This is a genomic window from Okeania sp. (assembly GCF_035285525.1).
Classification (GTDB): Bacteria; Cyanobacteriota; Cyanobacteriia; order Cyanobacteriales; family Microcoleaceae; genus Trichodesmium.
Genome location: NZ_JAYKGW010000165.1, coordinates 37,037 through 61,691 on the forward strand (window position 1 = coordinate 37,037; position 24,655 = coordinate 61,691).

At 35.5% G+C, this 24,655-nt stretch carries 11 protein-coding genes; 6 read left to right on the forward strand and 5 right to left on the reverse strand.

Going from position 1 to position 24,655, the window contains the following annotated elements; translation table 11 throughout:
• Window positions 1–111: 111 nt before the first annotated feature.
• From VKJ25_RS15825 to VKJ25_RS15835, 3 genes are all read right to left on the reverse strand, one after another.
• Window positions 112–5,736 carry an AAA family ATPase gene (locus VKJ25_RS15825; protein WP_324237597.1) on the reverse strand — a complete coding sequence of 1,875 codons (5,625 nt, stop codon included), beginning with the start codon at window positions 5,734–5,736 and terminating at the stop codon, window positions 112–114.
• Between the two features lie 603 nt (window positions 5,737–6,339).
• Complete coding sequence (locus tag VKJ25_RS15830) at window positions 6,340–7,590, reverse strand: sensor domain-containing diguanylate cyclase (RefSeq protein ID WP_324237598.1); 1,251 nt, start codon at window positions 7,588–7,590, stop codon at window positions 6,340–6,342.
• Window positions 7,591–8,233: 643 nt separating this feature from the next.
• The gene (locus VKJ25_RS15835) at window positions 8,234–9,877 is read right to left on the reverse strand and encodes an ABC transporter permease (protein WP_324237599.1); all 1,644 of its coding nucleotides are present in this window, start codon (window positions 9,875–9,877) and stop codon (window positions 8,234–8,236) included.
• Window positions 9,878–10,188: 311 nt separating this feature from the next.
• Here VKJ25_RS15835 and VKJ25_RS15840 point away from each other — a divergent pair, with 311 nt between their 5' ends.
• Window positions 10,189–11,334 carry an ABC transporter ATP-binding protein gene (locus VKJ25_RS15840; protein ID WP_324237600.1) on the forward strand — a complete coding sequence of 382 codons (1,146 nt, stop codon included), beginning with the start codon at window positions 10,189–10,191 and terminating at the stop codon, window positions 11,332–11,334.
• Window positions 11,335–11,664: 330 nt separating this feature from the next.
• On the opposite strand, the gene VKJ25_RS15845 is transcribed toward VKJ25_RS15840, so the two are convergent.
• Window positions 11,665–12,714, reverse strand: coding sequence for a Fe(3+) ABC transporter substrate-binding protein (locus VKJ25_RS15845; protein ID WP_324237601.1), 1,050 nt, complete (start codon window positions 12,712–12,714; stop codon window positions 11,665–11,667).
• 977 nt (window positions 12,715–13,691) lie between these two features.
• On the opposite strand from VKJ25_RS15845, the gene VKJ25_RS15850 reads away from it, so the two are divergent.
• The 4 genes from VKJ25_RS15850 to VKJ25_RS15865 all read left to right on the forward strand — a co-directional run bounded on the left by VKJ25_RS15850 (window position 13,692) and on the right by VKJ25_RS15865 (window position 20,105).
• Window positions 13,692–16,952, forward strand: coding sequence for an efflux RND transporter permease subunit (locus VKJ25_RS15850; RefSeq protein WP_324237602.1), 3,261 nt, complete (start codon window positions 13,692–13,694; stop codon window positions 16,950–16,952).
• A gap of 1,032 nt (window positions 16,953–17,984) precedes the next feature.
• Complete coding sequence (locus VKJ25_RS15855) at window positions 17,985–18,404, forward strand: element excision factor XisH family protein (protein ID WP_324237603.1); 420 nt, start codon at window positions 17,985–17,987, stop codon at window positions 18,402–18,404.
• Window positions 18,392–18,727: a XisI protein gene (locus VKJ25_RS15860; RefSeq protein WP_324237604.1), complete on the forward strand. Its 336-nt coding sequence runs from the start codon at window positions 18,392–18,394 to the stop codon at window positions 18,725–18,727. Before VKJ25_RS15855 ends, VKJ25_RS15860 begins: the two co-directional genes overlap by 13 nt.
• 484 nt (window positions 18,728–19,211) lie before the next feature.
• Window positions 19,212–20,105 (forward strand): metal ABC transporter permease, encoded by an 894-nt coding sequence (locus VKJ25_RS15865; RefSeq protein WP_324237605.1) that lies wholly within the window; start codon window positions 19,212–19,214, stop codon window positions 20,103–20,105.
• Window positions 20,106–20,330: 225 nt separating this feature from the next.
• Here VKJ25_RS15865 and VKJ25_RS24670 read toward each other — a convergent pair whose 3' ends face one another.
• Complete coding sequence (locus tag VKJ25_RS24670) at window positions 20,331–20,489, reverse strand: antitoxin (protein ID WP_375340339.1); 159 nt, start codon at window positions 20,487–20,489, stop codon at window positions 20,331–20,333.
• A gap of 1,496 nt (window positions 20,490–21,985) precedes the next feature.
• On the opposite strand from VKJ25_RS24670, the gene dnaE reads away from it, so the two are divergent.
• Window positions 21,986–24,655: DNA polymerase III subunit alpha (dnaE, locus tag VKJ25_RS15875; RefSeq protein WP_324237607.1), on the forward strand; the 2,670-nt coding region annotated here is incomplete at its 3' end.

The window sequence follows — 24,655 nt, forward strand, 5'->3', positions numbered from 1 at the left end:
GGGGGGATGGGGAGTTGGGGCTATCAACAGCAGATCATAAAGATCGCCAAGGATTGAAATCCTGGGCTGATAGCTTAAGTTATCTAAAGATGACTAGATGATCTAAAGTCACTAAGCAATTGGTATTTTAATAATAAATTCTGTTCCTTCATCCACATTACTAACACAAATTAGCTCTCCAGAATGATGCTCAACGACAATTTCATAGCTAGTATACAATCCCAAACCAGTACCTGAACCTACTGGTTTAGTGGTAAAAAATGGGTCGAATATTTTATTAACAATTTCTGGTAAAATTCCCGGGCCGTTATCAGCAATTTTAATTTCAATGAATTGATTTTCAGTTATTGCTGTAGTAATTGTCATAATAGGAAGAAAATCAGATTTTTTTCTCTTAATACTAACTTCATTTAAAGCATCAATACCATTACTTATAATATTAAAAAATACTTGGTTTAACTGATTAGGATAACAAGTAACTAATGGTAATTTTCCATAATTTTTCATCACTTTGATTTCGGGATATTTGACTGCACAATCTCTCTCTGGAAAATTTTTCAACCGATGTTGTAAAATTAGCAAAGTAGATTCAATCCCTTCGTGGATATCTGCTTTTTTAATTTCCGATTCGTCTAAACGAGAAAAATTTCGCAACGAAGTTACTATATCCCTAATCCGTTTTGAACCTGCTTCCATCGAATCTAATAACTTTTGCAAATCTTCTGCCAAAAAATCTAAATCTATATCTTCAATTATTTCTTCAATTTCAGCCGTCGGTTTCGGATAGGTATCTTGATAAGCAGTAACTAAATCTAACAAGTCACCAACGTATAAACTTGCTGGTTGAAGATTGGCATAAATAAAATTAATTGGGTTGTTAATTTCATGGGCAACACCTGCTACCATTTGACCTAAAGAAGACATTTTTTCACTGTGAATTAATTGGGCTTGGGTTTTTTGTAAATTTGTCAATGCTTGCTCTAAATCAAAAGCTTTTTGACTCAGAGCTTGAGTTTTTTTCTCCACTTCTGCTTCTAAGGTTTGAGAATAGTTTTCTACTTGTTGATACAAGCGGGCATTTTCAATTGAAATGGCAGCTTGTGAAGTTAAAATTTGTAATGTTTCAATCCGAGCGCTGGTAAATGCTCCCACTGTGAGATTATTTTCTAAATACAAAATAGCAATTAATTTTCCTTGCTTGGTAATAGGAGTGCATAAAACTGATTTTGGTTGCTTGCTAATGATGTAGCGATCGCCTGCAAATTCAGGTATTGCACTCAAGTTATCAAAAACTGTGATTCTTTTATTTCTAGCAACGGAATAAATTAAGCTTTGAGGTAATTCTTGACATTGAGAAAGAGGGGTTTGCAAGTTTTCTATATGGTTTTGACTAGCCTTGGCCACAACTAACCATCCTGCTTCTTGATGAATCACTAAAAATCCTGTTTCTGCGCCTCCATTAGCGATCGCAACTTCCATGAGAGTGGCTAAAAGTTTCTCTAATTCTATTTCCTCGGAAATAGCTTGAGCTGCTGTCATCACTGCTGGAAAATCTAATAGATTGGAGTTTTGGCTGTTTGTAGTGTTCTTAATGCTTCTCCTGGCACTGGTAGAAATCGTTTCCTCAGAGCTACTTGCTAGCTTAGTTGCTTGCAGAATAACTTCTAGCAGTTGTGGATATTTTTCTTCTAAATAGACAATTTTTCCCTTCGCTCCCCACCTTGCATAACAGTAGTAGGCTTCTTGCATATATCCAGCAGCAACTTTTTCTTTTCCCCAATGCAGATAAAATTTAGCTGCTAGTTCATTTGCTAAGGCTTCTTCATGAATATATTCATTTTCTTTGGCTCCAACGATTGCGCAATCATACCAATCTGCTGCTTCATAATTTTTGCCTAAAAGCCGACATTTTTCTGCTTCTAATAAATCAACTCTATGTTGATGATTCATGGGAGCATAATGCGCCCATTCCATCAGAGTAGTTTGATAAATTTGCACTTTTTCTAGAGTTTCAGTTTGCTCAATTTCACATTCTGTAGAGCAGATTGCCAAGTGAGTTAAGCCAGCATAAAAATTGAAAACTGCCATGTAAGTTGCTCCGGCAATGGTGGCTAAAAAACAATTAGCTTCGGCAATGTAATTTAGAGCATTAATATAGTTGCTGAAAAAATAGGCAACCATCAGTTTACCGATATAAACAGCAGCTAATGCACTTAATTCACTATTCTGATGATGTTGAGGAATCATTACTGTTTCATCATAAGCACTTCCATTTAGGACATCCGGTTCCTCCATCGCGGTTCGTAAATTCTGCACCATCTGCTGTTTCATTTTGACAAAAACCAGAGAAGAATCTTGCTTCATTTGAGATAAAACCACACAGTAATGTTCGACTTCTGACTCCCAGTCATCCAGACAGACTCCAGCAAATAAACTACTATCTAAATAGTTATCAGCATTGTGTCCAGCACTGAAAAAATCACCTGTTTCCATTCCCACTAGATAACCCTCTTTCATCATAGGAATAGTGTTTCTCAAAGCTTCTCGACGATGGTTAATCAAAAAGCTACACAACAGTAAACTTAGAGACTTAAATTCCCTGCCATTGAGGCGATCGAGTAGACTCAATGTTAAACGACTAAAAGCATAACCTCTTTCTACCTCGCCAAAAGAAGCACACAGTAGCATCCCATAACTAGCATACCCAATAATTGATGCTGGTGTATTGCCAAATTCTAGGGATAAACTAACCATAATGGAAGTCAGCACTGGCAGCAAAGCAAAATTCCCGATAAAAATCGGCAAAAATAACATTGCCAATAATTCCATCGTGGCGATTTTTTGTTTGTCACTCATTAAAGGGAGGTTCGTTAGTTCTGAAACCTGACTATTTGAGATGCGCTCCGCCAGAATTTGTAGAGATTTATCGCCTAAGTCTTTGTCAGCTCCTGTAGGCAGTTCAACTCCTAATTGTAATAGAGCAATTCTACCGACAGCGATCGCTTCTAACATCTGACTTTGAGCTGCTAAAGCACTAATTTTAATCTCATAAATTTTGATTTTTTCTAGTATGGTTTGGGCAGATTCCAAAACTAAGGTAGCCATTTTTTCCATACCCTCAAAATCAGCATTTAAGTAGGCAGTTTCCGTCGCAGCTATATACAGATTTAGAGTTAATTCATATTGAGTTTGCCAACAATTTTCAGTCAGTAAATCCAGCCCTATTTGCACAAAATTTCTGGCTGCTGCATAAGCAGTTGAATTTCTAGCTTTTTGTGCAGTAGTTAAGTTAAGTTTCGCCAAATTTTCCCGTTCTATTGGTTCAGTAATTAACTCAATTGCTATATTAAAATGCCCGACAATATCAAATATTTTTTCTTCTTTTTCTGTCTCAGATAAATTTTGTTGTAGTAATTTTCCAATTTGCCAATGAGTTAACTGTTTTTGGTTTTCGGGAATTAGAAAATAACCAGCCTGTTGAACCCGATCATGTAAAAATCTATATCTAGCATTTTGTTGATGATAACTTTCTTTTTTAGAGCTAAAATTCTCATTTTCTTCAAGCTGATAAAACTTATAAACATCACTAACAGGTAAAATCAAACCCTCCTGCAATGCCTTCCACAATAAAATTGCTGTATCTGTTTCTGACTGTTGTGAAACTATTGCCAAAGTTTGTAAATCAAACCCAGAACCAATACAAGCTGCTAGTTTAATAATTTCCTGAGTTCCTGTTGGTAATTTCTGCAATTGTAATGCCATAAATTCTACCACATCATCTGTAATTGCTAATACTTTAACTTGAGCAATATCACATTCCCAATGTTGAATATCCCAATTAAAGCGAATTAATTTATCATCATATAATGCTTTGATAAACTGAGTCGCAAAGAAAGGATTTCCCTTAGTTTTTTGATAAACTAATTTTGTTAAAGGTTCAGCCAGAGACGATTCACAATTTAGAGTATCTGCTACTAACTGATTCAGCTCGGACTCAATTAAAGGTAATAAAGTAATTGTATTTACTATTGACTCTATTTTTCTCAATTCATCTAAAGTTAAGATCAAGGGATGAACCGGGGAAACTTCATTATCTCGATAAGCACCTAATAATAATAAATATTTTGTCTCTGACACTAATAATTTCAGCAGATTTAATGAAGCAGAATCTGCCCATTGCAAGTCATCTAAAAATATGACTAAAGGATGTTCTTTTTGAGTGAAGACTTTCACAAATTTTTGAAATAATAAATTAAAGCGATTTTGGGAGGCTGTTCCTGATAATTCTATAGCTGGTGGTTGTTTACCAATAATATTTTCTAACTCAGGAATTACATCTATTAAAACTTGTCCGTTTTCACCCAATGCTGCCAGAATATTAGTTTTCCAAATTTCTATTTTTGCTTCTGATTCTGATAATAATTGCCCCATTAAATCTCGAAAAGCTTGCACAAAACCAGAAAAAGGAACATTACGATTAAATTGGTCATATTTGCCTTTGATAAAAAAACCTTGCTGCCGAACAATAGGTTTATGAACTTCATTAATAACGGCAGTTTTTCCTATCCCTGAAAAACCTGCAACTAACATCAATTCTCCTCTTCCTCCCCCCTTACTAAGGGGGGTTTGGGGGGGATTACTAAGGGGGGTTTGGGGGGGATTACTAACGCGGGTTTGGGGGGGATTACTAAGGGGGGTTTGGGAAGGATTACTAACGCGGGTTTGGGGAGGATTACTAAGAGGGGTTTGGGAAGAATTACTAACTCGTTCAAAAGCATCTAATAATTGATTAACTTCTATTTCCCGACCGTAGAGTTTTTCAGGAATCATAAATCTGTCACTAATATCTCGTTTCCCTATTTCAAAATCTGATATATTTCCTGTTTGTTGAAGTTGATTTAGACAGTTTTCTAAATCATGCTTAATTCCCAATGCACTCTGATAACGATTTTCGGCATTTTTTGCCATCAACTTATTAACTATATTTGACAAAATTGGAGGAATTTGTGAATTTATTTTATGGGTTTCTATAGGTTGTTTTGCTAAATGAAAATGCAATAATTCCATGGCGTTGTCGGAAACAAATGGTAATTTTCCTGTCAATAATTCATAGAAAGTGACACCCAAGGAATAAAAGTCGCTCCGATAGTCTATACCTCGATTCATTCGACCTGTTTGTTCCGGAGAAATATAGGCTAATGTACCTTCTAAAATATTAGGATTCTGAATTTCTTGAGTTTCTCGTGGCAAGAGAGAGGCAATACTAAAGTCAATTAATTGAATTTGTTTAGTGTCAGGATTAATGAGAATATTAGCAGGTTTTATATCTTTATGAATGACTCGGTTTTGGTAGAGATAGTGTAGAACTTCTGTGAGGGGGATAGCTATTTCCAGAAATTCTGTTAAAGATAAATATTTATATTGAGGATTTTTATCTGTGGTTATTTGGAGGTAATTAGATAGAGAAATTCCACCTATGTCTTCCATAATTAAAGCATAGCCATTGTCATAAACTTCTAGACTTAAGAGTTTGCTAATATTAGGAAAGTCCAGATTTTGAGCAATAGTATATTGGTTGCGAAATTGGACAATTTCGTTAAAGTTTGGGTATTTGTTTCTGAGTAGTTTAATCACAACAGGTTGTTCGTCGCTGTTACGAATACCCCGATAAACTAGAGTGCGAGTACCTGCGTACAGTTGCTCTGTGATTTGATAATTAGGTAAGTTAGGAATCATTTTGAGAATTTTTTCTATCTTTGATTAATTATAATCATTTTTATTCTATTTCCTCTTTGTTGTACCCTTTTCCCTAAAATCCAGAATTTTTTACCTCACCAGTATGGAAATTGACATATCTAATACCAAATCAGATTTTCTAAACTTGATTACAGATAAACTATCAGGACTTACGCAGATAAACCCAGAAACCCGGTACGAGGGTAGATTATTACTGCTTAAAACAACGATTTCTGCTAGAAACCGGGTTTCTTTGCGTAAATCCTAACTATATTAAAATTATGCGTCACTTCTCTACAAAACTTACATTTTGCACTTCATATAAAATTCGGTTATTTGATTAAGTATAATTACTTGTTAGTTAAACACAGTAGGGACTTTGCATGCAAGGTCTCTACAAGGTTTTAGTTATGAGAACTGAAATGATGATGTAGTTGGTTCATTAAATTGAAAAGCAATGTAATAATTGTCACAAAAAATTTAGGATTGCTATAGTTATAGCAATCCTATTTAATGTCATGTCCGGATAAGAGCGCCATCAAAAAAACTTTTTCCCTAAACCTTTCTTTCCCTTCTACCTTCCTTCTAAATCCTGATTCAAAACTATAATTGATACAAAACAACTTGATTACGTCCATTTTTTTTCGCCTGATACAACGCTCGATCTGCTTTTTGAAGAATCTCTTCTCCTGTGGTTCCATGTACAGGAAAACTCGCAACTCCCAAAGAAACAGTTATAGATGGCAAAACTTCATCCTTATTTTTTAAGGATAATTCCCTGATTCCCACACAAATATCTTCTGCTCTTTCTTTGGCAACACTTATTGGAGTATTAATTAAAATTAGAGTCATTTCCTCTCCACCGTAACGACAGGCAATATCATATCCTCTAATTTTTTGTTGCAAAAATTTTCCTAGTTCTCGAAGTACAATATCTCCAACATCGTGACCATAAGTATCGTTAAGTCGTTTAAAGCGATCGACGTCTATCATAATCACACTTAAATGTTGTTGACTTTCTTGAGCTTTGATAATTTCTTGCTTCAAAGATTCATCTAAGTAACGGCGATTATATAAACCTGTTAAAACATCGCGAATACTATCGTTTGTTAATTTTTCTCTGAGTTTGAGATTGTAAAGTCCTAGAGATATTTGTTTTGCAACGGTATGAGCTAAATTTTTTTGACGATCGCTAATTTTGTCTGAATCTTCTGTTCGTAGATAAAATAACCCCCAAATTTTGTCTTGATTTAATAAAGGAATACAAATAGTTTCAGTAGGTTGGAACTCGCGAGCAACATGATGACAAAATAATCCTGGGTGAGCATTGCTAGTAATATGAGTTTTCCCTCGTCGTAATGCCCAACAATCATTAAATTCTGCAGATATTTCACGATCTGCTAGACTGCCATAGGCACTAACACTTTGAAATTTACAATTACATTCATCTGTTAATAAGATATTACAAGAAAACCCTGGAAATAGTTTTTTGAGAAATTCTACTAGAAATTTCTGAGCGTCTGCAACTTTTTCACACATTTGTAAAGATTCCATCATCTGGTTCATAGTTGTTATTTCATAGTTGCGTTGCTCTAGTCTATGTACTGATTCTTGCAAACGTTTTACCTGTTTTCTCAGATGATTATTATTACGATATAATAGCTCAATTTTTTTAGCTTGTAGCTCTTTTATTTCCTCATTTTGCAATATAGAACTTTGATTGATCAAAACTTCCTCAAGTTTTCTAAGGGCATTGGGAAGAGTTTTGGGGCTAATTGAATCTACTAGCTCTTTCGTTCGTGAAATATCTGCCTCAATTATTACGTTTGACAACATATTTGGATTAATAGACATGGCATAAAGTACATATAACAATAAACTTACAAGTATATAATACAATAAATTGTCTTAATAGACATCTATAAAAATGCTTATTATTCAGAGACTCATAACATTTTATAGAGGTTTTGAAAGGATGTTTGGATGGTATATCCGGTTCTAAAAAACCTTTATTCTGAAGCTAAAATAAAATAAAAATTCCATAAATTATAACGGTTATAGATGAATTTTAACAAGGTACTTTTAATAACCGGATTTTATATTAATTGTAATTAAATATTGCTAATTAATATTTTTTATTACAATTGTTAACTTGTCAGTATAACGTAATCAAACACACAATTTATATTTTACAAATCTGATAAACATAAGAGACTTTTAATATTCAGCATTTCCGGCAAAATGCTGCCCAAAGAGCTATTCACTGTCAAGTATCAAAAATAATACCTCATTCTTAATAAAAATAAAGCCAACTTTTTAACTTTTGTAGTAATATAGAATTTTACCTTAATAATATCTCTTAAACAAAAAGTTTAAATAAAGCTTTTATTCCATACCAAAATCAATAGCTAATCCCTGTTAACGCAGTTCCGATCCAGGAGACTTGCTGGTAGCTGTTTGCGCAGCATTCCCCAGGAAATGCTTACTTTTAATAATATTAATATTGGCGGGATTTGGCAATTCTTAAACTGAGTATAATTACTGGAATTATTCCTACTAATACAATTGCTAAAGCTGGACCTGCGGCTTCGGTTAATCTCTCATCAGAAGCTAAATTATAAACCCTAACTGCTAAGGTATCAAAATTAAATGGACGGATTACCATTGTTGCTGGTAACTCTTTCATTACATCTACAAAAGTTAACATGGCTCCAGTTAATAAACCGCCCCACATCATCGGTACATGAACTTTAATTAGAGTTTTACTAGAGTTGTAACCTAAAATCCGGGAAGCATCATCTAAATTTGGTTTAATTTTTAATAAGCTTGATTCCACAGCGCCAAATGCTACGGCCATAAATCTAACTAAATAGGCAAAAATTAATGCTGTAATAGTTCCACTTAATAATAAACCAGTGGAAATACCAAACATGGAACGCATAAAACTATCAATGGCATTATCAACTGTACCAATGGGAATTAAAATTCCGACGGCAATAACTGAACCGGGTATGGCATAACCCATAGCAGCAATACGAGTAGATAAACGCATTCCCATGTTGGGATTTAACCGCACGCCATAAGCTATGATGAGAGCGATCGCTACTGCTAAAATAGCGGTAATTCCTGCTAAAGTCAAACTATGGGAAGCATAATCCCAAAACCGACCCCGAAAACTTGCTCCCCCTTCAGCAATAGTCATTTGTAGCAATAATCCTGCTGGCAAAAGAAAACCTAAGAAAACTGGCAGTAAACAACCAAAAAAAGCACCAATTTTCCGTATACCACTTAATTGAAACTGCTGTAAGTTTTGCTGACTGATGGTTTGATAATATTTGGCTTGGCGACGAGACCAAAGTTCGAGCAAAATCAACCATAATATAAATAATAACAATACTGCTGCTAACTGTGCTGCTGCTATTCTCTCTCCCATACCAAACCAAGTACGGTAAATACCAGTGGTAAATGTATCGACTCCAAAGTATTGCACTGTACCGAAATCATTCAGGGTTTCCATGAGTGCTAGAGCTAAACCTGCTATTATTGCTGGTCTTGCTAGGGGAAGAGCTACTTTGAAAAAACACTTCCAAGGGTTAGCTCCGAGGGAACGACTTGCTTCTAATGTACAAGTTGATTGTTCTAAAAAGGCGACTCGCGTTAGCAGATAAACGTAGGGGTATAAGGTTAGGGTTAAGAGAGCGATCGCTCCTCCAATGGAACGGATGTCTGGAAACCAATAATCGCTTACACTCTCCCAACCAAATATTTCTCGTAACCATGTTTGTACAGGGCCGTAATATTCTAGGAGTTCTGTGTAGGTGTAGGCGAGAATATAAGCAGGAGTTGCTAATGGTAATAACATTGCCCATTCAAATAGACGACTTCCGGGAAAACGGCACATTGTAATTAACCATGCTGTTCCTACTCCGATGATTGAAACTCCACAACCTACTCCCACCATTAAGATGAAGGAGTTTAGGAGATAACGGGGTAAAACTGTCGATGCTAAGTGACTCCAGATTTCTCCTGTATTAGTAAAAATACTGCTGAGAATGAATATGACGGGAGCTGAGATCACGGAGGCGATCGCTACCACAAATATTGTCCAAGCATCCCACTTGAGAGGGTTAATTTTTTTCATATTATCATAATTTTTTATTTTAAACATTATAAATTTTTATATAAACTTAATGAGAAGATTTCTTAAAAATAGGATAATTTAAAAAGAGTCTGAAAAAACATTAAGTTACATTATTGGGGGTCGAGTTGATCTGAGCAAATGTGAAAACTCATTAAATGTAGTTGGGTAGAAGAAGTGAAACCCAACAAAGCTTTATGGTTGTTGGGTTTCGAGTTCCTCAACCCAACCTACTGGACTTTATGGTTGTTGGGTTTCGTTCCTCAACCCAACCTACTGGACTGATAACTGAAATAACGGAGGTTAAACAATAAATGGCCCAATCGGTAATTCTCCAAATGGAGAATGTCAGCAAGCAATTTTCTCAAACCACTACCCCTGCTCTGCAAAACGTCAATTTAACACTATACCAAGGAGATATATTAGGATTACTAGGACCTTCAGGTTGCGGAAAGACGACTTTATTGAGAATAATTGCTGGATTTGAGCAGCCACAATCAGGTATTGTTACAATTAATGGGCGAGTAGTTGCTGGTAAACATGATTGGGTTGTACCGGAAAAACGCAATGTTGGTATGGTATTTCAGGATTATGCCCTATTTCCCCATTTGACTGTAGCCAAAAATATTGCTTTTGGATTACACAATTCTGGCAAAAAGTCAAGTAGAAAAATTAATCATCAGGTAAAAGATGTCCTGGAATTAGTAGGTTTATCTGGACTGGAAAATCGTTATCCCCACGAATTATCTGGAGGTCAACAACAGCGGGTAGCTTTAGCGCGGGCGTTGGCACCAAGTCCAGCTTTGGTATTATTGGATGAACCTTTGAGTAATTTAGATGTACAAGTGAGGATGAGATTACGTCAAGAATTACGGGATATTCTCAAAAATGCTGGTGCTTCGGGAATTATTGTTACTCACGATCAGGAGGAAGCGATGGCTATTTCTGATCGGGTAGCAGTGATGCGAACTGGACGTGTGGAACAATGTGGTACGCCAGAGGATATTTATATTGAACCCGCTTCTAAGTTTGTGGCGGAGTTTGTGACTCAGGCTAATTTTTTGCCTGCACGTCGTCGCGCTCAGGTTTGGGAAACGGACTTGGGTGTTTTTGAGTTAACAAATAATAATGTCTTTCGTGGGGAAGTTAGTAGTTTAGATGAATTTGATCGTCTTGAGTTGATGCTCCGTCAGGAAGATTTAATGTTGAAAGCTGACGATGAGGGATCGATAGTGATTCGCGATCGCCAGTTTTTAGGTAGAGAATTTCGTTATTGTTTACAAACTGAGTCTGGAAAAGAGTTAATTGCCCGTACTACTCCAGCAGTGGCGTTACCAATTGGAATTTCTGTAAAAGTATCTGTGGCTAAAGATAATTTACGAGTTTTTCCGGTAATAACAGAAGAGAAGTATGGAGCATATTCTGAGTTAGTCGGTAGGGGTTTGGTCTCCAAACCCTAAGATGGAAATTTTTGATATTGGTAGGGAACCCAGAAACCCGGTTTATCGCAGAAACCGGGTTTCTTTTGCAATTTTTGATATCCTAGAACTTACACAGGAGAACCCAGAAACCCGGTTTCTTTGTGCAATTATAGATAATTTACAGGACAGAAATCTTCCTTACTCTTCATTCCTTATTCAGGAAGCGAGTTAAGATGCTCGCACTAACTTTTCTCTTCAGAGGAACCTAGAAACCCGGTTTCTTTGTGCAGTATAGATAATTTACAGGACAGACCCCACTCCTGAATGAGGAAGCGAGCGTCTTGCTCGCACTAACTCTCCCCTACTTTCTTACTTCCAACCTACACGATCCATTAATTTAATCGCCTCAGCATTCAACTTGCCATAAACAGCAACATTAGTAGAATCAGCCTTGAAATCACCAAAACTTGCCAAAACACTAGAAGCAGGTACACCTGGAACTACAGGATATTCGTTATTACCCTCAGAGAAGATTTTTTGAGCTTCTGGACTGGTTAAATATTCCAGAAACTTGATTGCACCTTCTTTATTAGGAGCAGTTTTAACGACCCCGCCACCACTAATATTAACGTGAGTACCGCGTCCGTTTTGGTTCGGAAAAAACATACCCACTTTTTCTGCAACCGCTTTATCCCCTGCTTTGGTAGATTTTTTTAAACGCGCTAAGTAGTAGCTATTGACAATACCAATATCACCAATACCAGCAGCAACAGCTTTTATTTGAGCAGTATCATTTCCTTCTGGAGGTCTGGCAAAATTGCTGACAAAGCCTTTTGCCCAGCTTTCTGTCTTTGGCATTCCCAGAATTTCGATTAAAGATGCGACTAAAGATTGGTTGTAAATGTTGTTGGAAGAGCGAATGAGAATTTTTCCTTTCCATTTATCTGTAGCTAAATCTTCATAAGTTGATAACTGAGAGGGTTTAACTTTATTTTTGTTATAGATAATTACTCGCGCTCTTTTAGAGAAACCAAACCATAGATTTTGAGGACTACGGAAGTTAGCGGGAATTTGACTGTTGAGAATAGAGGAAGAAACTGGTTGCAAGATTCCCTCTTGTTGGGCACGCCACAAATTACCTGCATCGACTGTGAGGAAGACATCTGCGGGACTGTTAGCTCCTTCACTTTTGATTCGTTCCATTAACTCTCCTCCTTCGCCTTCAATTAAATTAACTTTGATACCAGTTTTTTTGGTGAAACTGTTGTACAGAAGTGGGTCTGTGTCATAGTGGCGTGATGAATAGAGGTTAAGCACTTTACTTTGGGCTAATCCTCGGTTACTTTTTCCTAGTTCAGCGATCGCCACAGTTGCCATTGCTGTGCCTGTTCCTAGAAATAATCGTCTAGTGATTTTCATTTTTAATTTTCTCCTTATTTGCTTTTAGTCAGCAGGTATAAGTCATTGCTCTATACTTGCTAATAAGTCTCAATATTATTGCAAGTAATTTTTAATAAAGTCAATACTTTATGAAGATAAATTTACAAAAGCTTGATTTTGAGAGTAGGGCAAAGGCTATCTATCCTAATCTTGGAAAAGCTGGAAATTATAAGGGTTGTAGAGAAATTTGAAAAGGGTACTTTAGACAAGTAGATTTTGTATAATTATTGTTATGACTTTTAATATTAACTGAGAAATCTTGAAATTATGTAGGTGGGAAATATGAAAGTTGCTGTATGTGTAAAATTTGACAATTATCATACTAAATTATCATTTATATTAATAATATTTTTAGTTATTAGTTTTTTTTAGAGTGATAAATTCTCAACTTTTTGGTAATAATGTATGAATAGTGGATTGACATACCTAAAATAGTGCAATAGTAGCGGCGGCGATGAAAAATACTGTAGGGGCGGGTTTGACCAGAGATTCCCCTGTTTCATCTCAGATTTATCTAAACCCGCCCTCTTCTCTACAACATCAAAAATGTGGGGGGCGGGTTTAGCTGACAATGTGTCAAAACTCCTTAGCTTTCGTTGTGATTTTTCGGGAACCGTAACCCGCCCCTACTTACGCAAACTAACCAAGAAACCGGGTATGATCGTAGAAACCGGGTTTCTTTGCGTAATATAGAATCCGAATAATTAGTTAACGAAAAACTTTGTACCTTCTCAGAGATTTCCCTGTTTAATCTCAGATTTACCTAAACCCGCCCTCTTCTCTACAACATCAAAAATGTGGGGGGCGGGTTTGGAGACCAAACATCGTAAAATCTGACAAACTATTTAGGATTGCTATACAAAGTTTTTCATCAACTAATTATCCGGATTCCATATTAAACTAATAATTATTCTCTAACATTACTTTTGACTTTTGAATTTTGACTTAAAAATACAATGTTTACCAATTTTTTTATTAAAAAACCAGTATTTGCATCAGTATGTTCCCTAATGATTATCTTGATTGGATTAGTAGGTTATACTCGCTTACCAATACAAGAATTTCCTACCATCGAACCACCAGTTGTCAGCGTGCAAACTACCTACCCAGGAGCTAACCCCGAAGTAGTAGAAACAGAAGTCACAGAAATTCTTGAAGCCGAAATTAACGGTGTAGAAGGGGTAAAAACTTTGACTTCTAGCACCAGAGAAGGTTCCAGTTCCATAAATGTTGAATTTATACTTGGTCGCGACTTAGAAGCAGCAGCTCAAGATGTGCGCAGTCGCGTTGCCCGCGCTACCAGAAATCTTCCCGATGAGGTAGATACACCAGTAGTTTCTAAACAAAATAGTGACAACGAACGGATAATGTGGATAGCTTTAACTGGGGAAAAATATTCGCCATTAGAGTTAAGCAACTACGCAGATAAATTTGTCAAAAATGCTTTGGAAACTGTCAATGGAGTCGGTAGTATTTTCATTGGTGGGGAACGTCGCTACGCTATGCGACTGTGGTTAAACCCCAAAAAAATGGCTGCTCGAAATATTACCGCTCTAGACGTTGAGCAAGCTCTCAGACAACAAAATGTAGAAATTCCTAGTGGCAGAATAGAAGCAGAATCTACAGAATTTCCGATTCGGACTTTTGGTCGTTTGCGAACCCCAGAAGAATATCAAGAACTGGTTATCAGAAAAAATAATGACGGTTCCTTCAGTAGGCTCAGGGATATTGGGAGGGCAGAAATCGGAGCCGAAAATGATCGCACTACTGCCCGCTTCAACGGCAAACCAGCAGTAGCTATCGGTATCAGCAAACTTTCTGGGGCAAATATTCTGGAAGTAGCTCAAGGTGTGAAAGAAAGAATGAAAGAATTATCCCAAGACTTTCCAGACGGAATGGAATATAGCATCGCCGTTGACTACTCAAAATTTGTGGAAGTAGCTATCAAAGAAGTTTGGAAAAGTTTGCTCTTAGCAATAGTGTTAGTTGTCTTAGTTATCTATGGGTTTCTGCGAGACTGGCGAGCAACTATTATTCCTACTGTCACTATTCCCGTTTGCTTGATCGGTGCTTTTGGGGTAATGTTTTTTATGAATTTTTCCATCAATACCCTCACTCTATTTGCACTCACTCTGTCAACAGGTTTGGTGGTTGACGATACCATTGTCGTCCTAGAAAATATAGTCCGATATATTCAAGAAGAAAGAAAAACTCCTATGCAAGCAGCAATGTTAGGAGTGGGAGAAGTAGTATTTGCCGTCATTGCTACAACCGTCGTCTTGATTGCAGTATTCTTACCCGTAGGATTTTCCGGTGGTTCCGCAGGAAAAATATTTAATGAATTTGCTCTCACTATTGCCGTATCTGTTGTATTTTCCACCTTTGTTGCTTTAACCTTAGCTCCCTCATTATCAGGTCTAATCTTAAAAAAATACGAACCAGAAAAACGAAAAAATATAATCTCCCGACTGTTTTCTCTGCCTCTAGATTTATTTGACTGGGCGATCGCTCGCATCTCAGCTATCTATAATTGGTCATTGCGCCTGTTGATGGCAATGAAACCATTAGTAATATTAGGATTTATCCTATCTTTTTGGGCGATCGCTTGGTTATTCCAACAATTACCCCAAGGGTTTTTGCCCACAGAAGACAGAGGTAGAATATTTGTTTCGGTGTCAACACCAGAAGGGGTGAGTATTCAATACACTCACAAAGTGATCGGTGAAGTCGAAGAGAAACTATCTCAAGTACCAGAAATGAACAGTTATTTTACCATCAGCGGATTTGGTAGCACAGCGCAAGCAAACCGAGGTTTTGCTTTCACTAACCTCAAACCCTGGTCTGAACGCCAGAAGCCGGAACAAGCACAGCAAGAGATTGTGAAACGTTTATTTGGAGTGTTTGCACCGATAACAGATGGGCGAGTATTTCCGATAAATCCGGGTTCTTTGCCTGGTAATGGTCGCAGTCAACCCCTACAATTTGTTTTGCAAGGAACGGATTTAGACGAGTTGGCGCAAGTATCAGAAGAGTTTGCTAATGAAGCGCAAAAGTTACCTCAATTGCAGAATATTGATACAGATTTAAAAATTAATAAACCAGAGGTGAGAGTAGAAATTGACCGCGCTCAAGCAGCGAATTTAGGGATATCGGTGCAGGATATTGCCCGGACTTTGCAAATTATGATGGGAGGACAAGATATTACCAATTTTACCGATGGCAACCAGCGCTATGATGTGATTGTGCGAGCTGACGAACAGTTCCGCGAGAGTTTACAAGATATTGATGAGATGTATGTACGCACCAGTAGTGGAGATATGATTCCATTGAGCAATGTGGTGACAGTGAAGACAAGTACAACTCCTCCGGAAATTAACCATTTCAACCGATTTCGTTCAGCAACGATTGAAGGAAGTCCTGCTTCTGGAGTTAGTCTGGGTGAGGCGTTGCAGGTATTGAATGATTTGGCAGATCAAGTTTTGCCTGCTGATATGCGTACAGATTTAAAAGGTGAATCGTCTCAGTTTCGAGATGCGGGTCAAGCGACGGTGTTTATTTTTGGGTTGTCGCTAATTTTTATTTTTTTGACGTTGGCGGCTCAGTTTGAGAGTTATATTGACCCGGTGGTGATTTTGTTGGCAGTTCCGCTATCGTTATTGGGAGCGTTTGGAGCGTTATGGTTAGCACAGTTGGAAATTAATGTTTATAGTCGAATAGGGTTAATTATGTTAATTGGTTTGGCAACTAAAAATTCTATTTTGATTGTGGAGTTTGCTAATCAGTTGTTAGCAGAGGGAATGTCTGTTACTAAGGCAGCAGTTGAAGCATCGCGGTTGCGGTTTCGCCCAATTTTGATGACAGCGTTTTCAACGATTTTCGGGGTGATGCCATTGGCGTTTGCTTCCGGTGCGGGTGCTGTTAGTCGGGTTTCTATTGGGATGTCGGTTATGGGTGGAATGTTGGTATCTACAGTTTTGAGTTTATATGTGGTTCCTGTGTTTTATGTGATGGCGAAAGGTTTACAGTTGAGTTTATTTCCTAAGTATACTGAAGATTTGGCAGAAGTTAATGAAAAGAGAGCAGCTTTTCAGGGGAATGGTTATTATGTTAACGGTAATGGTAATGGCAATAACTATGTTAATGGTAACGGGAATGGGAAAGGTAGTTATAGTGATACCAAGCATGAGAATGGTGTAGAAAAAATTAGACGAGGATAGTTATTTTGAGGATTTCTATCATGTCGGTTTGAATAGTGATAAATAACGAGGGAAGAGTAAGGATTCAAGAGGGAAAAGGAAGAAGTTTTTAAGTATAAAAAAACTTTCTTATTCTTCTTTCTTCCCTCCTGACTACTGACTACTGACTCCTCAGTTCGACCTAGTTATTTATCGATCGCTGTTCAACCGGACATCATAGAAAAATGCCCATAGCTTATAAAGAAGCTTTAGAAACAAAGTATTATTTATCTATTCTCAAAGATGCTAACTATATTGAAAAAAACCTTATTTTCAGTTATCACTTATCAGTTATTATATTTGATCGATTGGTTTTTAGCTTTTTCAGAAGTTGATGGATATAAATAACAGTATTGTTTATAAAAAAGCCTATCAATCTTTCATTTTAAAGTATCAATTAGGATGGAAATAGATTGCTAAAATATTATTTTCTATCATCAAAAAAACTGAAAAAAACTAATAACTGAAAAAGGGGGTTGACAAAAAAATTTGACATGGTATTATATTCATAATGGAAAAGTTGCGCTCATATATACTCAGGTTAAGTTAAGCCCAAAAAACCATACTTGCTTGTTGAGGAGCATCCCAGAAATTATGACAACTGTTAACTGATTTTTCGGGCACTGTAAAAGCTGATAACTGATAATTGAAAAAAAGCGACGGCAGCGGAAATGAACTTTAGTTCGAGGACTTTATGAACGAGGTGACAAGAAACAAGATATTTTAGAACTTTTCCGGGGGAGAAACATTTTTGTAACCTACAGCTATTGCAGCATTTTAAGTGTGTCGGTCTAGTAGGAACATTTTGCTGACGCAAAGCTCGGCTTTATATGTCGCGCAGCGAAACGCTGGGCGACATGAAACGCATTTTTGCCGATGCAACGTCCCTACAGGATTTTGATTATAGCAATGTAGTTCATTACTGCAAAAAAATCCTTAACTGAACCGTATTAAGTTACAATGTAATCTACTTCTATTGTATATAATTTGAACTATTAAATTCTTAAATAACTAATGTCAGCTAGAGATATTTATCATAATACAGTTGTTGAAGCCTTAAAAACAGATGGTTGGAAAATTACTAACGATCCTCTATATTTAGGTTATGGAGGTAAACATCTTTATGTTGATTTGGGTGCAGAAAAAACAGCGATCGCTGCGGAAAAAAACGGACAAAAAATTGCTGTAGAAATCAAAAGTTTTATTAGTCTTTCTCCCATAAATGATTTACAAATAGCAGTAGGGCAATATGAAATTTATCGAAGTGTATTATCGGAACTGGAATCAGAACGTTTACTTGATCTTGCTGTTAATCTAAAAGCTTATGAAAATATTTTCCAAGAGAAACTAGGTCAGTTAATTATTAATAAAATACAACTGCATCTGATAATTTTTGATGAAAAAATTAGGAGAATAATTAAATGGATAAGTTAGATAACTATCGTGAAATTATTAAGAAAATAATATACGAATATGGCACTCATAAACCTGCTAATGGTCAAATAGATGTGGAAATTGTAATTGACACTGAACGAGACCATTATGAAGTAATTCATGTGGGTTGGGATGGTGTACGTCGAGTTTGTGGTTCAGTGGTTCATATTGATATTATTAATGATAAAATCTGGATTCAATATGATGGTTGTTCTCAACCTGTTGCTGAAGAACTTTTGGAAGCAGGCATAACCAAAGATATGATAGTTTTGGCTTTTCATCCAGAAGAAGTGCGTGAGTATACAGGTTTTGCAGTTTCTTAATGTAAAGCATTCAGCATTTAGCAGTCAACTATCAGCTTCTATTTTTTGTTGTAAATTAATGGAAATTTTAGTAGTTTATGTTTACTTTATAGGAGTTTTCAGGTCAGTAAACCAGATTAAAAAATAATGATAACCTAGTAGGGAAGTTGTATACAATGTCCCTAATTTAGTCTACCAAAATGACAACTGCTTTTGCGTAAGTCCTGTTGTAAGCATTCAGCCGTCAGCTATAGCTTTTAGCTGGTGATAAAAGCTTTACTATTCAGAATGAAATATTACTATAAAAACCAATTTTCAAGTCTATATTCGTTTAAATTTATTCCTTAAGGTTAAAATTTATATTGCTAATAACTGACAGCTAATAGCTGAATGCTTACCTCCTGTTTTACTTAATCATCTTAAATATTTTCAACTTTCCACTTAGTTATTTTGCTATAAAATCAGAATAATCAAACAGATAAAAAAAAAGGAAAAATTGACACTAATGTTAGAAACATTACTAGAACCATTACAATATAATTTTATGCAGCGCTCGCTCCTAATAGCAATAATAATTGGAATTATTTGTGCAGTAGTTGGCAGTTACTTAATTGTACAAAGATTAGCTTTATTAGGAGATGCTATTAGTCACTCAGTCTTACCAGGATTAGCTGTGGCTTTTTGGATAGGAATAAATATATTTATCGGAGCATTTATTGCCGGAATAATTAGCACTATTTTAATCAATCTAATTAGGACGCGATCGCCAATCAAAGAAGATGCAGCAATGGGGATAGTTTTTTCTGCTTTCTTTGCTTTAGGAATCACATTAATTACAATTATTCAAAAAGACAATAAAATTGACCTCAATCATTTTTTATTCGGCAATATTCTAGGGGTAACTATTGGAGACGTCAGAGATACATTAATTATTGGTACAATAGTTTTATTCGTAGTATTTCTACTCTATAAAGAATTATTATTTTACACATTTGACCCCCTTGGCGCTCAAGCAGTAGGATTACCTGTAAATTTATTAAATTTGGGTTTAATGGTGTTAATTGGTTTAACAATTGTAGCGAGTCTCAAAGCAGTAGGAGTAGTCTTAGTTTTATCCTTATTAATTACACCAGCATCTACAGCTTATCTATTAGTTCAAAGACTCCACCAAGTAATGATATTAGGAGTAGGAATAGGAATTTTATCTAGTATTAGTGGAATGTATATTAGCTACTTTTATAATTTGCCTTCTGGTCCTGCCATTGTATTAGTATCATTCGGCTTATTTATATTAGCTTTTTTGTTCAGTCCTACTCAGGGGATTTTGACTCATCCTGCATCAATTTCTAGTCAACCTTTTATTTGGCGGGAGTTAAAAAATTTAATCAAATTAAATTGATAATCTCAGGTTTTTGATTAGCAAAAAGTGCAATAATAATGTTTATATTTAGGGAGGAGAGAATAGTTAAGAATCAAGAATAATAAAGTTATAATCTCCTGGAAAACTCTACCTTCAGGATGTCTTACTAAATCTGATAGAGTGTTAGTATTAAGAAGGTATTGATAATTCATTTATATCAGGAAAATCATCTGTTATGTCTGACAATGTAGTTAGTAAGGAAACTCAGGAATTAGAAGGAATAGGTTCAATTATTAAGCGATCGCCTTCTTTGCCTAATAAAACTTCAGTACCTGGCAAAGCAAATTCATGGGGAATGGTTATGACTTGATTTTTACCAATTATTTGTAGAGAAACATAATGTGAGTTTTGCATGAGTATCATTCCTATTCTTTGAAGTTTCAGAACAGTGTTATAATACACTATTTTTAGATATAAATACCAAAAATTTGACACTTTTCTCAAATCATCCTTACTTCTTATTATGTGAATATCCTCATATTTAAAATACAATAAATATTAAAAATATTCCCTAAATTATAATTTACTAATGGTGTTATTCTTTATTGGATAATCTGACAAATCTTTTCTTTTTCATAGTTCATTTCAAGAAGTAGAAATAAGTTTATATTAGTTATAGCTCAGTTATGGAAAGTTTGCCATTTTTGCTAAATAAAACCAATAAAAATTTTACTTTTTAAAGAGCAGATGGAGAACTCCCAGTTTCAATTCTACGAGCAAACTTCCAAATATCTGCCACCTTTTGTATGTATTCATCAACTTGTTGTTTTAGGATTTGAAGATTTGATAGACAGAATTATCACTCCAATTTCCCATATATTCATAAACGAAAGAGGTGAAACAAATTTACTCATCACACAATAAATTTTAACTATATTAATCATATTATTAGCTACTCGAAAGCTGCTTAATTATTGATTTTATATCAGTTGTGGTAAATATTCTGAAAGTCTTCTTGATGCCTAGATTTTGAATGCTTATAGTCTATTAATAATTCAGATAGTTCTTTTTCTATAAATTTTCCATTTCTATAAATTTTCCATTGCAGCAAAAGATATTCAAAAAAGACTTTCAGTCAAACTAAAGCAGCAAAAATTAACCTTCTTCTTTCTTCCTTCTTTCCTCTTACTTTTTGCTTCTGTACGCGATAAAACTACGTTTCGCTTTGCGATCACACTCCTACTTACTAATTCTCTTTTTCATTTTATCAAGCACCTGCGCAGAGCTAAAAACTTACTTCCAAAATACACGAAAATCTATTTCTTTGCAACCACCCTACATTTCTTACATATCAAGACTTTTAACCAATAGCTAATGAAAACGGGATTTCACCAAAACTCCCCCATTGTTCACCCTAAATATCTCATTTCAACTTTTTTGACGAAATACTGTTTAAATTCCTAATCTATTTATAAAAAAAATATAATATTAACTTATACTCTACGAGGATAAACCCTACTTACTAATTCTCTTTTTCATTTTATAAAGCACCTGCGCAGAGCGAATAACTTACCTCCAAAATACACGAAAATTTCTTTCTTTGCAACCACCCTGTATTTCTTACATATCAATACTTTTAACCAATGAGTAATGAAAACGGGATTTCACCAAAACTACCCCATTTTTGCCTCAAAATATCTCATTTCAACTTTTTTTGCGAAATTAAGTTTAAATTCATAATCTATTTGGTAAAATTAATAATATTAACTTATACTCTACGAGGATAAACCCTAAAAACTCTACAGGTAAAGACTTTTAGTGAAACTAAGAGCAGCAAAAATCAATCTTCTTCCCTCTTCGCTTCTTATCTGGCTAAAATATAAGACTACATAAAATATCTATTCTAAAATCAAAAAAAAATGTCATTTGTTGGCCTACATATTCATAGTGACTATAGTCTATTGGACGGAGCATCCCAATTACCACAATTAATAGATAGAGTGGTAGAACTAGGAATGCCAGCCATTGCTCTGACAGACCACGGAGTAATGTATGGGGCAATTCAATTAATTAAATTGTGTCGAAATAAAGGAATTAAACCCATAATTGGGAATGAAATGTATGTGATAAATGGAGATATTACCAAACAGCAACGAGGGAAAAAATTTCACCAAGTCGTATTAGCAAAAAATACTCAAGGCTATAAAAACTTAGTCAAATTAACAACCGTTTCTCATCTACAAGGTTTTCAAGGAAAAGGCATATTTGCTCGACCTTGTATTAATAAAGAATTGTTAGAAAAATATCACGAAGGTCTGATAGTAACTAGCGGGTGTTTAGCAGGAGAAGTACCGCAAAATATTATGCAGGGAAAATTAGATGAAGCGAAAAAAGTAGCTAAGTGGTACAAAGATTTATTTGGAGAAGATTACTATTTAGAAATACAAGACCACGGCTTCCCAGAAGATAGGGTAGTAAATACTAGAATTGTGAAAATTGCCGATAAATTAAAGATAAAAATAGTAGCCACAAACGACTCTCATTTTATTTCTTGTCGAGACGTAGAAGCACACGACGCTTTGTTGTGTATTAACACTCAAAAATTAATCGCCGAAGAAAAGCGGATGCGATATAGCGGAACCGAATATTTAAAGTCTGCTGAAGAGATGAAACTATTGTTTAGAGACCACTTAGAAAATGAAGTAATAGAAGAAGCGATCACTAATACATTAGAAGTGGCAAATAAGGTTGAAAAATATGAAGGAATATTAGGAGAGCCAAGGATTCCTGATTATCCGATTCCGCCAGAACATAATGCCGATACTTATCTAGAAAAACTTGCTTGGGAAGGATTATTAGAAAGGTTAAAACTTAAACAAAGAAGTGAAATTTCCCCAGTTTACAAAGAGCGGATGGAAACTGAATTAAAAGTTCTTCAGGATAAAGGTTTTTCTACATATTTTTTGGTAGTTTGGGATTACATAAAATATGCCAGAGATGAAAATATTCCTGTAGGTCCTGGTAGGGGAAGTGCTGCTGGTTCATTAGTTGCTTATTCTTTGCGAATTACTAATATCGATCCCGTGCATCATGGTTTATTATTTGAAAGATTTTTAAATCCAGAAAGAAAATCAATGCCAGATGTTGATACAGATTTTTGTATAGAAAATAGAGATGCAATGATTGAATATGTGACTAAAAGGTATGGGGAAGAGAGAGTTGCTCAAATTATTACTTTTAATAGAATGACTTCTAAGGCAGTATTAAAAGATGTGGGGAGAGTGTTAGGAGTTTCCTTTAGTGAAGCTAATAAAATGGCAAAGTTAATTCCTGTTGCTAGGGGTAAACCAGCAAAGTTAAAAGTGATGATTTCTAATGAAACTCCTTCCCCAGAATTTAAGGAAGCTTTTGAGAATCAAGAAACAGAAATTAAAAATAATGAAGGGGTAGAAGTTGGTAAAATTCCGATCCGACAATGGATAGATATGGCAATTAGAATTGAGGGAACTAATAAAACTTTTGGAGTACACGCAGCAGGGGTAGTAATTTCTAAAGAACCTTTGGATGAAATTGTGCCTTTGCAAAGAAATAATGATGGCTCAACTATCACTCAATATCACATGGAAGATATAGAATCTTTGGGTTTGTTGAAGATGGATTTTTTGGGATTGAAAAATTTAACTATTATCCAGAATACTGCCAATTTGATTGAGAAAAATCATCATCTTCCTTTGATTCCAGATGAGTTGCCTGCTAATGAAAGAAGGACAATGGAAATTTTGGAAAGAGGCAATATTAAGAAAATGCCAGAAGATGTGAAAAAGACTTATGAATTACTTAAATCTGGAGATTTAGAAGGAGTATTTCAGTTGGAATCTTCTGGGATGGTTGATGTTGTGAAAAAATTGAAACCTTCTTCTATTGAAGATATTTCTTCTATCTTAGCTTTGTATCGCCCCGGACCTTTGGATGCTGGTTTAATTCCGAAGTTTATTGACAGGAAACATGGGCGAGAAGAAATTAAATATCAACATCCAAAGTTAAAGCCAATTTTGCAAGAAACTTATGGAGTTTTATGTTTGCCTAAAGGAACTTTAATTGATAAACCAGATGGTTCAAGGAGGGCAATTGAAAATATTAAGAGTGGAGAGATAATTTTAACTTCGGATGGTAGAAAAGTTTGGGAGGCAAAAGTTGCTAAACAGTGGCAGAGTGGTGTGAGGGAAATATTAAAGATTACTTTGTCTAGCGGTACGGTAATTTATGCGGGGAAAAATCATCGTTTTTTAACGCCGGAAGGAGATAAGTTTGCCTGGGAGTTAAAACCGGGAGTTAATAACGGCAATATTTATGGTTCTGCGGTTTATGAAAAATGGCAAGTTTCTAGTAATAAGAAAAGACTAGCTAAAAATGAAGCTTATTTCTCAGATAGAAAGAAACTAGAAAATCGGGAAAATTTGATAGAAAACTATCTACAGACTTCCTATTTATCTTTGGCAACTCCTTCAGAAAATTCCATTTTTCAGATAGAGACTTCAAGTGGGAAAAATCAGGAGCTTTCCCTATTAAAACCAACTGGGAATTTTCCA